This is a genomic window from Bacteroidia bacterium (assembly GCA_039924845.1).
GTDB lineage: Bacteria > Bacteroidota > Bacteroidia > DATLTG01 > DATLTG01 > DATLTG01.
The window spans coordinates 1-13,866 of record JBDTAC010000079.1 but is presented as its reverse complement, the minus strand read 5'-3'; the positions used below and the strand labels follow the sequence as shown (position 1 = coordinate 13,866).

The window sequence follows — 13,866 nt, the reverse complement described above, 5'->3', positions numbered from 1 at the left end:
TTATGAACATTTTAGAAAAAATAATTTTTCAAAAAGAAAAAGAAGTAAAAGACCGTAAAAGTCTATATCCGACACAGCTTTTAGAAAAAAGTATTTATTTTAATTCGACCGGTGTTTCGTTAAAAAAATATTTACAACGAAAAGATAAAATCGGAATCATTGCCGAAATAAAACGTCAATCACCATCGAAAGGCTTAATAAATAAACATGTTTCGATTGAACGAACTTCCATCGGATATATGCAAGCGGGAGCAAGTGCACTATCTATTTTAACAGATTCAGAATTTTTTGGTGGAAAAAATGAAGACCTAACGATTGCCAGAAAATTTAATTATTGTCCGATTTTACGTAAAGATTTTGTCGTAGATGAATACCAAATTATAGAAGCAAAATCGATTGGTGCAGACGTGATTTTATTACTCGCAAATGTCCTCAATTCCTCTCAAATAAAGCAATTTACGGCTTTTGCACATTCGCTTCAATTGGAAGTTTTAGTGGAAATTCATGATGAAGAAGAAATTAATTCGATTGATGAATTAACAGATGTTGTGGGAGTTAATAATCGTAATTTAAAAACGTTTGACGTGAGTATCGAATCATCGCTCCGCCTCGCAAAATTAATTCCGAATCAGTTTGTTAAAATCTCGGAAAGTGGAATTCACAGTGCAAAAGAAATTCATCAATTAAAAGAAGTAGGATTTCAAGGTTTTTTAATTGGCGAGAAATTTATGCAACACTGTCGGCCCGAATTAGCGTGTGCACAGTTTGTAAAAGAAATTGAATGTTATGATAAAACTTCTAAGCAATGAAATGGAAAGTATGCGGAATGAAATTTGAAAAAAATATTTTTGAAGTCGCTGAATTGAAGCCAGATTATATGGGTTTTATCTTTTACGAAAAATCTCCCCGATTTGTGGGGAAGGATTTTAAAATGCCTGAAATATCGAAAGGAATTAAAAAAGTAGGTGTGTTTGTAAATGAATCTGTGGAAGAAATTTTAGCATGTGTAAAAAAGCAGAATTTGCAGTTTGTTCAGTTGCATGGAAATGAAACGGTAGCGTATTGTAATGAATTAAAAAATAAAAATGTCAGTATTATTAAGGCTTTCGGAATAGATGAAGAATTTAACTTTACGCAACTTCCGACGTATGAAAAATATTGTGATTATTTTTTGTTCGACATAAAAACAAGTAAATACGGTGGAAGTGGAAAAAAATTTGATTGGAATATTTTGCAAAAATACGAAGGCGAAAAATTATTTTTCCTAAGCGGAGGAATTGATTTAGAAGCAGCGTCTTTTCTTTCTGAAAGTACTATAAATAAAGCCTTGTACGCGATGGATGTAAATAGTAAATTTGAAATAATGCCCGGATTAAAAAATTGTCAAACGCTTAAAAAATTACAACAATGTATCAAGTAGATAAAAACGGTTATTATGGAAATTACGGCGGCGCATTTATTCCAGAAATGTTGTATCCCAATGTGGAAGAGCTTCGCAAGAAGTATTTGAAAATTATGGGAGAAAAAAAATTTCAAGAAGAGTTTCAAAAATTATTAAAAGATTATGTTGGACGACCTTCTCCTTTGTATCATGCAGAAAGACTTTCGGCTCATTATGAAACGAATATTTATTTAAAACGGGAAGACTTAAACCATACGGGAGCGCATAAAATAAACAATACACTCGGACAAATTTTATTGGCGAAACGTTTGGGTAAAACACGCATCATTGCGGAGACTGGCGCAGGACAACACGGAGTTGCAACTGCCACTGTTTGCGCTCTAATGGGCTTAGAATGCATTGTGTACATGGGTTCGATTGACATGGAGCGCCAAGCGCCAAATGTCGCTCGTATGAAATTATTAGGTGCGAAAGTGATTCCCGCTACGTGTGGTAGTAAAACGCTGAAGGATGCTACCAATGAGGCGATTCGAGATTGGATCAATCATCCGGAAGATACGCATTATATTATTGGTTCTGTTGTAGGTCCGCATCCGTATCCGGATATGGTAGCACGTTTCCAGAGTGTTATTAGCGAAGAAATAAAAATCCAGTTGAAAGATAAAACGGGGAAAGGAAATCCAGATTATGTGATTGCTTGTGTGGGAGGAGGAAGCAATGCTGCTGGCGCTTTTTATCATTTCTTAGATCAAAAGAAAGTAAATTTAATTGCTGTTGAAGCTGCAGGAAAAGGGATACATAGTGGATATTCCGCGGCGACAAGTGTACTTGGAAAACCAGGTATTATTCACGGAAGCAAAACACTTTTGATGCAAACGGAAGATGGACAAATAGTAGAGCCTTACAGCATTTCGGCAGGATTGGATTATCCGGGAGTAGGTCCCGTGCACGCACATTTATTTGAAAGCGGAAGAGCCATTTTTGCGAATGCAACAGATTCGGAAGCCTTGGACGCAGCTTATTTATTGTGCAAATTGGAAGGTATTATTCCTGCATTGGAAAGTGCGCATGCACTCGCATTTCTCGAAAAAAAGAAGTTCAAGAAAAAAGATTTAGTGGTGATTAATTTATCGGGTAGGGGAGATAAAGATTTGGCAACGTATATGAAATATCAAAAATAAAAAAGATGAATCAGTTAGATAATTTATTTCAAGAAAAAAATGGAAATATTTTCTCTGTGTATTTCACTGCAGGCTTTCCGCGATTGAATGACACGGGAATAATTTTAGAAGAATTAATCAAAAACAAAGTTGATTTAATTGAAATCGGTATTCCGTTTTCAGACCCTTTGGCGGATGGTCCAACTATTCAGCACAGCGACGAAATGGCGTTAAAAAACGGAATGACGCTACAGATTTTATTTCAACAGTTAAGAAATTTTAAGAAGAAAACTTCTTCTTTTAAAACACCTTTTATATTGATGGGATATTTGAATCCGGTGTTACAATACGGTGTCGAAAAATTTTGTAAAGAGGCTTGTTCATTTGGAATTAGCGGAATTATTTTACCTGATTTACCTTTGAAAGAATACTTAAATGAGTATAAAACCATTTTCGAAAAATACGATTTGAAAAATATTTTTTTGATTACGCCACAAACATCCGAAGAGCGTGTTCGAGAAATTGATAAACATTCGGATTCCTTTATTTACATGGTTTCTTCGGCTTCTGTAACGGGTGCTAAAAATAAAATTTCAGAAGCTCAAAAAAAATATTTTGAGCGCATCAAAAAGATGAAATTGAAAAGTAAGACATTGATTGGTTTTGGAATTTCAGATAAAAAATCTTTTGAAACAGCTTGTCAATATGCGCAAGGAGCCATTATTGGAAGTGCATTTATAAAATCGATTGAGGAGAGTAAAAATTTAAAAAAAGATATTCAAATTTTTGTTGAATCTATAAAACCGAAATCATGATTATTCAATTAAAAAAAGACATTCAACCGAAAGAAAAAGAGAATCTTTTTTCGGCTGTTACAAAAATCGGATACAAATCCACGGAAGTGAAAACGCAAAAAGGAAACTATTTGGTTTGCATCGGAAAAAAAGAATTTGATATTCGGTTAATCGGCTGTTTGAAAGGTGTTGAAGACGTTCACAGAGTATCGGACAGTTACAAATTGGTTTCCAGAAAATGGAAAGTAAATGCGACGGAAATTGATTTGGGCGATGGGATAAAAATCGGTGAAAATAATTTTTCTATTATGGCAGGTCCTTGCAGCATTGAAAGCGAAGAACAAGTGGAAAAAATCGCCAATCATTTGCTTAAAAATAATATTAAAATAATGCGTGGAGGTGTTTTCAAGCCGCGTAGTTCTCCCTACGCATTCAGAGGTTTAGGAATGGATGGATTAAAAATGTTTTATAAAATTTGCAGAGAAAAAGGAATAAAAATAATTACGGAAGTGATGCAAGTTTCGCAAATGGCGGAGATGTACGATTATGTGGATGTGTACCAAGTGGGCGCGCGAAATTCGCAAAATTTTAATTTGTTGGATGAGCTGGGAAAAGTAGATAAACCCGTATTGATAAAACGCGGAATGAGTGGAACGATTGATGAATTATTGCAGTCGGCAGAATATGTTTTTGCAAGTGGAAATGAGCGCCTAATGCTTTGTGAACGCGGCATTCGAACGTTTGAAACCGCGTATCGAAATACATTTGATTTGAATGCCATTCCGATTTTGAAAGAAAAAACGCATTTGCCTGTGATTGCAGATCCTTCGCATGGTATTGGTTTGCGCGAGCATGTGTCTGTAATTGCTTTGGCAGCAACGCTTGCAGGAGCAGATGGTGTTATTTACGAAGTGCACGAAACGCCCGAAGAAGCTTTGTCGGATGGACAACAAACACTTGATTTTAAAGAATCAGAAGATTTAATTGAGAAAATAAGAAAGCTCAAAAAAGTGTTTTGAAAAATTAATTTTTCAAGCCTCTGTTTTACAAACCTTAATTTGTGTAATCCGCGTTATTACGTAAATTTGTGTGTTTGAAAAAATATTTTTACGCATGATTTCCTACACTGAAATATTAATCCGATTAAGTTTGGCTGCCTTGTTTGGCGCTGTTATCGGATTAGAAAGAGAGCGCAAAGATTGGGCAGCTGGATTGCGCACGCACATGATGGTTTGTTTGGGCGCATCGCTCGCTATGATTGTTTCTGCGTACGGTTTTGCAGAAGTCTTGGGAGGTAAAAATATTGTGTTGGATCCATCGCGAATTGCAGCGCAAGTAATTAGCGGAATCGGTTTTATTGGTGCGGGAACAATTCTATTTTTGAAGCAAGGAATTGTACGTGGCTTAACTACGGCATCTGGTTTGTGGACGGTTGCTGCCATTGGTTTAGCAACAGGTAGCGGAATGTATTTTGCTGCGCTCATTGCCACTGTTTTAGCGATATGTATTCTTTGGATGTTGCAACCAATTGAAAAAAAATTATTCAATAAATTTAAACAAAAAAGCGTAAAAATAACGACGGTTAATAAAAATAAATCAGTGGATTTGGTGAGTAAATTTTTTCAAAGCAATCACTTAGAAATTTTTTCTTGTTTGGTTGATAAATTAGATAATGAATTTATTATTTCGGTCGAATTTAAAAGTTTGGATAAATTAGAATTAATGAAGCTCATCAACGAATGTCAAGCTGATGATGACATCAAGGAAGTTGTTTGGAGTAGTTAAATTTACAGTGAAATTATGGAAAGAAATATAAGTCCCATCGCTACTGTGAAAAATACGCGATTGATTGCTATTGATGATTTTTGGAAAGAAATTGAGAGCGAAATAGAACTCGCAGCGCACATTCCGACGGAAGCATTTGATAATATCAGTGATTTTTCTCACCTCGAAATTATTTTTTTATTCAATAAAGTAGATAAAAAAAACATTGTTTTTTCAGGTCGCCCGCGCGGAAATCCTGTATATCCTTCGGTTGGTATTTTTGTACAACGGAAAAAAGATCGACCTAACGGAATTGGACTTTCTACGGTTGAATTAATAGAACATTCTGGAAGAAAAATAAAAGTAAGATATTTGGATGCAATTGATGGGACACCGATTATAGATATCAAACCAGTATGTAAAGAATTTGAACCGAAAGGTGAAATTAAACAACCCATTTGGGTGAGTGATTTGATGAAAAATTATTGGTAAAAAAACTGCTTCCAAAAATTATTTTTTTGAAGGCAAAAAAACAAAGTTAAAATACGAATTGAAAAATTATTTTTTACATTCAAAAATAAATTATTAATGAAAAGTGCTTCTATTGTTGATGAAAAGGGTTTTTCTTTACCGTTGATGGAAGAGTTTTACACCATTCAAGGAGAAGGATTTCATTCTGGGAAAGCAGCGTATTTTATTCGCATTGGTGGCTGTGATGTGGGTTGTCATTGGTGCGATGTAAAAGAAAGTTGGGACGCTTCTTTGCATCCGCTTACAGCGGTGGATAAGATTGTTTTTAACACTGAACAATTTCCAGCGAAAACTGTTGTGGTTACAGGTGGAGAGCCTTCCATGTATCAATTGGATTATTTAACTTCAGAACTAAATAAGCGCGGAATTCAAACGTTTGTGGAAACTTCTGGCGCGTATCCTTTAACAGGAAATTGGCATTGGATTTGCCTTTCACCTAAAAAAACAAGTGCACCTTTACCTGATATTTTTAAAAAAGCGGATGAATTGAAAGTGATTATTTTCAATAAAGATGATTTTAAATGGGCAGAAAAAAATGCCGCTTCGGTGAGTGAAAAATGTCAATTGTTTTTGCAACCGGAATGGAGTAAAAGAGAAACGGTAATGCCTTTAATTGTGGAGTACGTGATGAGCCATCCGCGTTGGAATGTGTCCTTGCAAACCCACAAATACATGCACATTCCGTAAATAAATTTTAAAAAAACACCTTCAAAAAATTAATTTTTCATGACCTTAAAAAAACAATATCTTTTCATTTTATTTAGCTGTATCTTTTTTCCATGTGCTTGTTTTAGTCAAAATTTAAGCCTTACCAGTACCAATAAAAAAGCGGTCAAATATTATCAGGAAGGATTGCGATTTTACGATGCGAAAAATAATCCGAAAGCAGTCGAAAATTTTAGCAATGCGATTGAAAAAGATCCAAATTTTGTAGAAGCTTACAGCATGCTCGGCTATGTGTATGCCGACATGAAAGAAGACGAAAAAGCGATTGATGAATTGAACAAAGCACTCGCCATTAACCCTGCCTTTTTCGCTAATAATTTTTTAATCATAGCGCGGCTTCAGTTGGAAACAGGCGATTATCTAAATGCAAAAATAAATTTTCAAAAATTCCAAAGCACCAATCCGCAAGATCCTGATTTTATTAAATACACCGAAGAAGGCTTGGCAGATTGTGATTTCGCGGTAGAAGCACTTAAACACCCTGTTCCTTTTAATCCTCAAAACATGGGAGATGCCATTAATACAGAAGATGCAGAATATTTTCCGGCAATTACGGCGGATGGACAAACATTTTTATTTACACGAGATATTAAAGATCCGAATGCAGAAGAAGGACATCAAGAAGATTTTTATGTGAGCAATAAATCAGAAGGTAAATGGACCACTGCATACAATTTTGGGGCACCTGTTAATACGCCCTTAAATGAAGGTGCGCCAACGCTTTCTGCAGATGGACAAATTTTAGTTTTTGCGGGATGTGATCGTCCGAATGGTTACGGAAGTTGTGATTTATATTATTCGTTCCGGGTAGGAAACAAATGGACAACACCTCGAAATATGGGACCCAATATCAATACTAAAAATTGGGAAAGTCAGCCTTCGCTTTCTTCTGACGGCCGTACACTTTATTTTATTCGCGGTTTTGAATCAGGAGAAGGAATCAAAAATCAAGATATTTATAAGTCTATTTTGGACGATGAAAAGGGGTGGCAAAAGGCGACACGCCTCAGTGATACCATTAATACGCCGGGTATGGAGGAATCTGTTTTTATTGCTGCGGATAATCAAACACTTTATTTTTCGTCTGACGGACATCCCGGTATGGGCGGATTGGATATTTTTATGTCGAGACGATTGCCGAATGGAAGTTGGGGAATCCCAGTAAATTTAGGTTATCCGATTAATACATACAAAGATGAGAATAGTATTTTGGTGGATCCGAATGGGCATTTAGCGTATTTCGCATCCAATAGACAAGGTGGTTTCGGAAATTTAGATTTGTATTCTTTTGAACTTCCAAACGAAGATCAGCCGAATAAAATTACCTATGTAAAAGGCAAAGTATTCGACAGTCGTACGCACAAGCCATTGGATGCTGACTTTGAATTGATTGATTTAGCTTCCGCAAAAAGCGTTGTAGAATCTCAATCCAATGTAGGAGATGGAAGTTTTTTAGTTTGTTTACCGCTTAACAAAGATTATGCACTTCATGTTTCTCGAAAAGGATATTTATTTTATTCCGATAATTTTTCATTAAAAAATGTAGATATTTCCAAACCCTTTACACTTGATATTCCTTTACAGCCAATTGATACAGGTGAAGTTGTTCAGTTGAAAAATATTTTTTTCGAGACGAATAAATACGATTTGAAAGAAGAATCGCGCGCCGAACTGGGAAAACTTATTACATTTTTAAACACCAATCCTAATTTAAAAATCGAATTAAGCGGACATACCGACAACGTTGGAAAAGCGAAAGACAATTTGATTTTATCTAACAATCGCGCAAAATCAGTGTACGACTATTTGATTCAACATGGCATCTCCGAAAGTCGTTTAACGTATCGAGGATATGGTGATACACGCCCTATTACAACAAATGATACGCCTGAAAATAGAGCCAGAAATCGAAGAACAGAATTTAAAGTAACAGGGTTTTGAAAAATTATTTTTTCGAAACGACATTACTTCGATAAGGCTAACTTCTTCAACAATTAATCATTAGGGATGGAATTATTATAGCAAAGGACGTTTGTTGAATTGTGCGACCCCATTCGGAGTCGAATTTTTTTTGTTATTATTCGTTTTTATAAAGATTAAACCTCTTCGAGGTTCTTCATATCACACATTTCATTTTTTTCTATAATTATATCAGCCCTTCGGGCTTTCGTTTTATTTTTAATCCCGAAGGGATGATATTATTGTAGCAGATGGAATGATTGTAAAAAACGAATCTATAACGAATGTAAACCCCGAAGGGGTGACATTATTCAATCCAATCAAACAAATATTTTTCATTGTGTTCAATCTCAAATTTTTCTAAAAATTCAACATATTCTTCTCTGAAACTTTTTACTTTATGATGCTCCTCCTGATTTAATATGTAATTGTAAACATTTTCAATTTGCGAATGCGAATAGGAAAATACACCATACCCTTCCTGCCATGAAAATTTTCCTTTTACCAATTTGTTTTCATTGATAAACTTACTCGAATTGTTTTTGATATCTCTCACCAAATCTGAAATTGACATAGATGGCTTTAACCCAATAAAAGCATGGATATGGTCTGGCATACCATTTACAATAATTGATTTTTGGTCTTTCCCTTTAATGATGCCAGATATGTATTTATGCAAATCATCTTTCCATGCTTTAGCAATTATATTTTCTCTGCCTTTAACGGCAAAAACTATTTGAATATAAATTTGTGAAAATGTTCCTGACATGTCTATGCAGATAAAAATTTATTTAATGGAACGTATGTTTTAATGTAGTAAGGTAATTTGCTTTTCATTTCATCGTCCACACGATTAAAGTCTTCTACATTAAAACTTGGGTTGGGGTTTAGTTCGATATAATCTTTTTGATCTATAATGTTTCTTAAGTCAGGATCGGTGATATAGGCATAAAAGAAATAGCGTAAACCTTGCAAATCGTTGGCGATTTTACAACAAATGTTGATATGGAGAACCAAACTTTGTTTCACCACAAATGTGTCTGCGGAGACATGAACCGCCAATTTCTCAAACCCGCTGTTGGCGGTATGTGGCTTCTTTGGTCGCTATTTGGAAAGTCGTTTAATTTCTGCTCTTATTTCTTCAATTACTTCTACATTGAAAATTTTCTTTTTACCTGTCCCAGCTTTTATTGAATAAACAAAAAAAACTTTTCCGCCAAATTCATTTTCAAATTTTTCGTGATTTTTCCTGTGCATTTCAATCCATTGAAATTGATTTAATGCTTGTCCAGATGCAATTGGCTTAATTTGAATACCGATAAATTTCTTTTCGATTTTTATAAAAAAGTCTACGCTATAAGCTCTATCCCAATTGTCTGGCGCTGGTTCTATTTTACGCTCAACTGCACCCTCTAATTGTCCGTAAATAGTTTCAATTTCTGTTCTGTAACCATCATATGTTCTGCGAAGAACAAGATTATAAGCGTATTCAATACACTCGTCTTCGGTTATAGAGGCTAACTCCTTTTGAACGACTTCTGTTAACTTGATATAAAGGGTTTGACCAAGTCCAGTGATATACTCTCTTGTTATTTTTATTCCGTCTTTCTTTTTTTGACTTCCCTTAGTAAAGTAAAATTCTTCCCATTCTTTAAATTCTTTTGGGGCGCAACTTCTAATTAATTCTGATAAAGCACCCACGCTGTAAGCTTTATTTAATCCCCATCTGTTTAAACCATAATTTAATAGCGTTTCGTGCTTAAACTTTAATCCTTCGCCATCTGATGCGACAATCCATTCTTTAGCCATTATTGTACTGTTAGTATTGGTTTAATTGTATTAGGAATATTTGGTTGATTATTCCAACTATTTATTAAGGCAGTTCTTCTGTCGTTGTCGCTACGAGTGCGATTTTCTAAACTATCCAAATAATTTTCTAATTCATTGATAGTATTAATTCTAAAAAATCCAGCAGGTCTACTCGTTGTTGCACCGATTAAATCCTCATCGAATTCAATGCACTCTTTTATTAAACCTCTTAATTGAACCTGATTTCCTCCAATCGGATAACCTAATAGTTGGGCTAATCTACTTGCTCCAATTGCATTCTGTCGCCCCAATATTAAAGTGGCTAATAACGCTTGTCTTTCTTGGTGGGTATAATTTATAGGCATACTTCTTTGTAGAGGCTTAAAAATTTATTTTTGTATTTGAAATCCATTTCGCTGTCCACCTGAGCAAGCCCTTTTTTAATTAAGTGAGCATTGATGAAAGTTTTGTTTTCAAGATATAAGTAGCAAAGCAAATTATTTTCCTTGTCGTATTTTTCCTTGTCATATTTAAGAAAAACTCGTTTACCTTTTGTTTTTTCAATTAGAAATGCTGTTGCTTTGCCATTTATAATTGTGTCTTCTTTTATTCCAATAAGTTTAATCGTTAAATCATTGCTCAAGCGAATTTTTTCGGGACTGATAATTTCTTTGACCATAAAAAAATCTTCTCTTTTGTTGGTACTGTCTTTGTCAATTTTAGAACCGAATTGTAATTTTTTTACATCAATTTTTTTGTCAAGCGTATGAGGGTCCTTGAATATGTAAGGAAACTTTTGGATTTCTTCCTCAAAGTCGGTTTTAAACTCTTTTTGTTTTAAAAACTCATAAGTAGTTCCATTCAAGTCTTTTTGATGGACCTCTAATTTTTCTTTTATGATTGGAATAAATTCCTGATTAATTTCAAATCCCATTGAATTTCGTTCAAGATTTTTAGCAGCTAATGAGGTTGTTCCGCTTCCTGCGAATGGGTCAAGAATATTTTCTCCTATAAACGAAAACATTTTAATTAATCGTCTTGGTAATTCTTCTGGATACATTGCCATATGGTTGTTCTGTCTCGCGCCTGCAAAATTCCAATGTCCAGCAAAAAAAGTGTTCCATTCTTCCGCTGTCATTTTAGAAAGTTCCTTTTGTTCTTTAGTCGGTTTAGGTGCATCCCCCAATTTTTTGAAAACCAAAATAAATTCATAATCGAGCTTTAAAATTCCATTTCTGGGGTAAGGATAAGAGCCCATTTGAACGCCTCCACCTGATGTATTAGAGGTTGTAACCTTTTGCCAAATAATAGCTCCCATATAGTCGAAGCCAATATTTTCGCAGAACTTAATTATTTCCTCTCGGATTGGAATTACTTTATAGCGACCGTAATAAACTGCTCTTGCAAATTGGTCGCCAATGTTAACACACAATCTGCAACCATTGTGAAGAGTGCGGTAGCACTCTTTCCAAACTAAATTCAGGTTGTTGATGTAATTTTCGTAATTGTCGTGAAACCCAATTTGGTTCTCAGTCCCATAGTCTTTGAGTTGCCAATATGGTGGCGAAGTAATAGCCAAATGCACCGAATTGTCTGGCAGTTCGGTCATTTGTCTGCTGTCTCCGTTTATTATTTTATGATGAGTTTTCAATTTTTTTTTATTTGGTTCAAAAATAGTCAAAAAGTGTGGTCATTCGTGCAGAAAATTATTAAGTTTTCCCTGTCGTTCGATGGTTGCACTGTCGCCCCGCCATTACCGCTAACGTTTTGCAGCTACAAATCGTTGGCGATTTTACAACAAATGTTGATATGGAGAACCAAACTTTGTTTCACCACAAATGTGTCTGCGGAGCACGAAACCCCGCCTTTTATGTAGGTGCTGTTAGCGGTTTGTTGTTTTTTGTCTATGCTCCAAATTGTCTCAAATGATGGTCAATATGTTTATAAGCCATATAACCAATTTGTTCTTTTGTCATTTTTCCGAAAAAAGAATGAATGAAGTCTGGATTTGAAAAATATTCATACTCTTCAATCAGGATAATCCATTTACTTTTTTCCGCTTCTATGTCACCTATTGCTTTTTTTACTTTCAGAAAAGAAAGTGTAGGTACATTTCGCTTTAGTGGGCTTTCATCTTTTATTATATCTTTCAAAGCCATTTTTCCAAATAAGCGTCCAATGAATGCTTGTTTATATTCAGGCTTGTTTTTACCTAATATCCATTCTTCATAAAGAGTACAATGCTTCACCATTTGGTAAATATTCATCTTGCCGAATTGAGCTATACTGTTTTCATCAAGCTTGCTAATTCTTTCAATCAATTTATCTCTTGTTTCTTTATCAAAAATCGTTTTCATTGCCAATAAGTTTTAAATAAATGTTTGTCGTCTGTTAAATTTTTGATGTCGTTTTACAATAGCCGCTAACGGTTCGCGAGCTTTGCGTGGTTGGGGACTTTGAAACCGAGTATTTTCGGCTTAACGTAAATGTAGTAAAAAAACGCTAATTCCACTAAAACCCCAATCACGCCAAACGGCTGTTAGCCCTCGTTTTTCTTTCTCGCTTTTAGGCTCATCATTTTATTTTCTCCAAAAGGTGTTAGTTTCCAATATACATCACTGTCTTTAATACTTCTTTTCTTATCGCTTTTGTCTATTAAACCTAATGCTATAAGTTGAATTTTAATTGTTTGAAAATCTGTTCCATTTACTTCAATTTTGGAAGGTCTGCGATTTTCTTTTTCTTTTATTTGTTCTCTAATAATTTTCACAATCTCATTTCGTAATGAATCTTCTGGTGCTTCGTCAACCATTAGAGGAGAAAGAATACTGAATACTTCATCCCAAGTAAATTCAATACTTCCATCTTCAGAGTCAACCATAGATTGCCAAGCATTTTGCACGTAATGATATTTTAATTCTATTTTATCTTCTCCTTGTTCTAATGAGTCTGCTCCTTGTGGAGCGAAATTCTTTTGTTTATATAGTTTTTCTTCTAGTTCCTGAACTTTCTTTCTTAATTCAATAATTTCTATATTACTTTCAGCACTTGTAAGTTTATTTGCTCTAACCCAACCAATAGCAGGATGTTTCTTTATTAGTTTAATCATACTTCTACTTGCCACAGATCCTAGGTCTTTGGGGTTTTCATAACTTTTACACATTTTTTGCTGAACCAAATCTAAAAAGTCATTTAGTTTTTGATTTTTTTCTGGGTCTTTATCAGTTTTACCTACTGCTATTTCTTCTGGGTTTGCAGGTGTAAATGCAATAACAGGAATACCTTTTTTAATAGCATAATCATATTCCATATGGGTGTAGCTAATTCCCTGACTGTTTAAGGAACCATATCTTCCACCAACAATTAGTAAGTAATAATCACAAGTGTCAATTAATTCTTTAATAAGCGTCCATTGGTCTTCATTTGCTGCTGGAAATAATTCCATACCAACAGGAATGCAATCTAACTCAAGTAGTGCTTGAATGACTTCTTTTCGTTCTTCAACTAAATCAATGTATGTAGAACTGATGAAGAATTGATATTTTTTTTCCATTTATTTAAATTTATATTCCTTATTCTGTGTTAAAATGAGGGCTAACGGTTCGCGAGCTTTGCGAAGAGTCTTGCTTTTTGCAAAACTCGCAGATGTACGAAGTCCCGTAGGGCTTTGGACATTCGCAAAGCTCGCGAACCGATGTAACGAAAGCCCGCAGGGATTTCG

The 13,866-nt window shown here is 34.8% G+C and carries 16 protein-coding genes; 9 read left to right on the top strand and 7 right to left on the bottom strand.

Annotated elements, in window-relative coordinates:
• Positions 1–2 precede the first annotated feature (2 nt).
• From trpC to ABIZ51_08950, 9 genes are all read left to right on the top strand, one after another.
• Complete coding sequence (gene trpC / locus ABIZ51_08990) at positions 3–809, top strand: indole-3-glycerol phosphate synthase TrpC (GenBank protein ID MEO7088913.1); 807 nt, start codon at positions 3–5, stop codon at positions 807–809.
• Positions 806–1,420, top strand: coding sequence for a phosphoribosylanthranilate isomerase (locus ABIZ51_08985; GenBank protein MEO7088912.1), 615 nt, complete (start codon positions 806–808; stop codon positions 1,418–1,420). Before trpC ends, ABIZ51_08985 begins: the two co-directional genes overlap by 4 nt.
• The gene (trpB, locus tag ABIZ51_08980) at positions 1,408–2,583 is read left to right on the top strand and encodes a tryptophan synthase subunit beta (GenBank protein ID MEO7088911.1); all 1,176 of its coding nucleotides are present in this window, start codon (positions 1,408–1,410) and stop codon (positions 2,581–2,583) included. The genes ABIZ51_08985 and trpB overlap by 13 nt, the downstream gene beginning before the upstream one ends.
• Before the next feature lie 5 nt (positions 2,584–2,588).
• Complete coding sequence (trpA, locus tag ABIZ51_08975) at positions 2,589–3,377, top strand: tryptophan synthase subunit alpha (GenBank protein MEO7088910.1); 789 nt, start codon at positions 2,589–2,591, stop codon at positions 3,375–3,377.
• Positions 3,374–4,375, top strand: coding sequence for a bifunctional 3-deoxy-7-phosphoheptulonate synthase/chorismate mutase (locus ABIZ51_08970; protein ID MEO7088909.1), 1,002 nt, complete (start codon positions 3,374–3,376; stop codon positions 4,373–4,375). Before trpA ends, ABIZ51_08970 begins: the two co-directional genes overlap by 4 nt.
• A 94-nt stretch (positions 4,376–4,469) precedes the next feature.
• On the top strand, positions 4,470–5,141 hold the full coding sequence (locus tag ABIZ51_08965; GenBank protein ID MEO7088908.1) for an MgtC/SapB family protein: 672 nt from the start codon (positions 4,470–4,472) through the stop codon (positions 5,139–5,141).
• Positions 5,142–5,156: 15 nt separating this feature from the next.
• Positions 5,157–5,612, top strand: coding sequence for a TrmO family methyltransferase (locus tag ABIZ51_08960; GenBank protein MEO7088907.1), 456 nt, complete (start codon positions 5,157–5,159; stop codon positions 5,610–5,612).
• Between the two features lie 96 nt (positions 5,613–5,708).
• Complete coding sequence (locus ABIZ51_08955) at positions 5,709–6,338, top strand: 7-carboxy-7-deazaguanine synthase QueE (protein MEO7088906.1); 630 nt, start codon at positions 5,709–5,711, stop codon at positions 6,336–6,338.
• A 39-nt stretch (positions 6,339–6,377) separates the two neighbouring features.
• Positions 6,378–8,318 carry an OmpA family protein gene (locus ABIZ51_08950; protein MEO7088905.1) on the top strand — a complete coding sequence of 647 codons (1,941 nt, stop codon included), beginning with the start codon at positions 6,378–6,380 and terminating at the stop codon, positions 8,316–8,318.
• A gap of 325 nt (positions 8,319–8,643) precedes the next feature.
• Here the strand turns inward: ABIZ51_08950 and tnpA are convergent, their stop codons facing one another.
• The 7 genes from tnpA to ABIZ51_08915 form a co-directional block, all read right to left on the bottom strand.
• Positions 8,644–9,105: an IS200/IS605 family transposase gene (tnpA, locus tag ABIZ51_08945; protein ID MEO7088904.1), complete on the bottom strand. Its 462-nt coding sequence runs from the start codon at positions 9,103–9,105 to the stop codon at positions 8,644–8,646.
• Positions 9,106–9,107: 2 nt separating this feature from the next.
• Positions 9,108–9,398 carry a hypothetical protein gene (locus ABIZ51_08940; protein MEO7088903.1) on the bottom strand — a complete coding sequence of 97 codons (291 nt, stop codon included), beginning with the start codon at positions 9,396–9,398 and terminating at the stop codon, positions 9,108–9,110.
• 42 nt (positions 9,399–9,440) lie between these two features.
• A complete protein-coding gene (locus ABIZ51_08935; protein ID MEO7088902.1) occupies positions 9,441–10,145 on the bottom strand; it encodes an MjaI family restriction endonuclease in 705 nt (234 codons plus the stop codon).
• Positions 10,145–10,510, bottom strand: a complete 366-nt coding sequence (locus ABIZ51_08930) for a hypothetical protein (GenBank protein MEO7088901.1) — start codon at positions 10,508–10,510, stop codon at positions 10,145–10,147. The genes ABIZ51_08935 and ABIZ51_08930 overlap by 1 nt, the downstream gene beginning before the upstream one ends.
• Positions 10,501–11,754 (bottom strand): DNA methyltransferase, encoded by a 1,254-nt coding sequence (locus tag ABIZ51_08925; protein ID MEO7088900.1) that lies wholly within the window; start codon positions 11,752–11,754, stop codon positions 10,501–10,503. Before ABIZ51_08925 ends, ABIZ51_08930 begins: the two co-directional genes overlap by 10 nt.
• Positions 11,755–12,049: 295 nt before the next feature.
• Positions 12,050–12,502: a DUF1569 domain-containing protein gene (locus ABIZ51_08920; GenBank protein MEO7088899.1), complete on the bottom strand. Its 453-nt coding sequence runs from the start codon at positions 12,500–12,502 to the stop codon at positions 12,050–12,052.
• Positions 12,503–12,684: 182 nt separating this feature from the next.
• On the bottom strand, positions 12,685–13,698 hold the full coding sequence (locus ABIZ51_08915) for a DUF4062 domain-containing protein (protein MEO7088898.1): 1,014 nt from the start codon (positions 13,696–13,698) through the stop codon (positions 12,685–12,687).
• Positions 13,699–13,866: the final 168 nt, after the last annotated feature.

What these genes read in the sequence shown, in the direction of transcription:
- trpC (MEO7088913.1), top strand. Translation starts at nt 3, where the DNA reads ATGAACATTTTAGAAAAAATAATTTTTCAAAAAGAAAAAGAAGTAAAA.
- ABIZ51_08985 (MEO7088912.1), top strand. Translation starts at nt 806, where the DNA reads ATGAAATGGAAAGTATGCGGAATGAAATTTGAAAAAAATATTTTTGAA.
- trpB (MEO7088911.1), top strand. Translation starts at nt 1,408, where the DNA reads ATGTATCAAGTAGATAAAAACGGTTATTATGGAAATTACGGCGGCGCA.
- trpA (MEO7088910.1), top strand. Translation starts at nt 2,589, where the DNA reads ATGAATCAGTTAGATAATTTATTTCAAGAAAAAAATGGAAATATTTTC.
- ABIZ51_08970 (MEO7088909.1), top strand. Translation starts at nt 3,374, where the DNA reads ATGATTATTCAATTAAAAAAAGACATTCAACCGAAAGAAAAAGAGAAT.
- ABIZ51_08965 (MEO7088908.1), top strand. Translation starts at nt 4,470, where the DNA reads ATGATTTCCTACACTGAAATATTAATCCGATTAAGTTTGGCTGCCTTG.
- ABIZ51_08960 (MEO7088907.1), top strand. Translation starts at nt 5,157, where the DNA reads ATGGAAAGAAATATAAGTCCCATCGCTACTGTGAAAAATACGCGATTG.
- ABIZ51_08955 (MEO7088906.1), top strand. Translation starts at nt 5,709, where the DNA reads ATGAAAAGTGCTTCTATTGTTGATGAAAAGGGTTTTTCTTTACCGTTG.
- ABIZ51_08950 (MEO7088905.1), top strand. Translation starts at nt 6,378, where the DNA reads ATGACCTTAAAAAAACAATATCTTTTCATTTTATTTAGCTGTATCTTT.
- tnpA (MEO7088904.1), bottom strand. Translation starts at nt 9,105, where the DNA reads ATGTCAGGAACATTTTCACAAATTTATATTCAAATAGTTTTTGCCGTT.
- ABIZ51_08935 (MEO7088902.1), bottom strand. Translation starts at nt 10,145, where the DNA reads ATGGCTAAAGAATGGATTGTCGCATCAGATGGCGAAGGATTAAAGTTT.
- ABIZ51_08930 (MEO7088901.1), bottom strand. Translation starts at nt 10,510, where the DNA reads ATGCCTATAAATTATACCCACCAAGAAAGACAAGCGTTATTAGCCACT.
- ABIZ51_08925 (MEO7088900.1), bottom strand. Translation starts at nt 11,754, where the DNA reads ATGACCGAACTGCCAGACAATTCGGTGCATTTGGCTATTACTTCGCCA.
- ABIZ51_08920 (MEO7088899.1), bottom strand. Translation starts at nt 12,502, where the DNA reads ATGAAAACGATTTTTGATAAAGAAACAAGAGATAAATTGATTGAAAGA.
- ABIZ51_08915 (MEO7088898.1), bottom strand. Translation starts at nt 13,698, where the DNA reads ATGGAAAAAAAATATCAATTCTTCATCAGTTCTACATACATTGATTTA.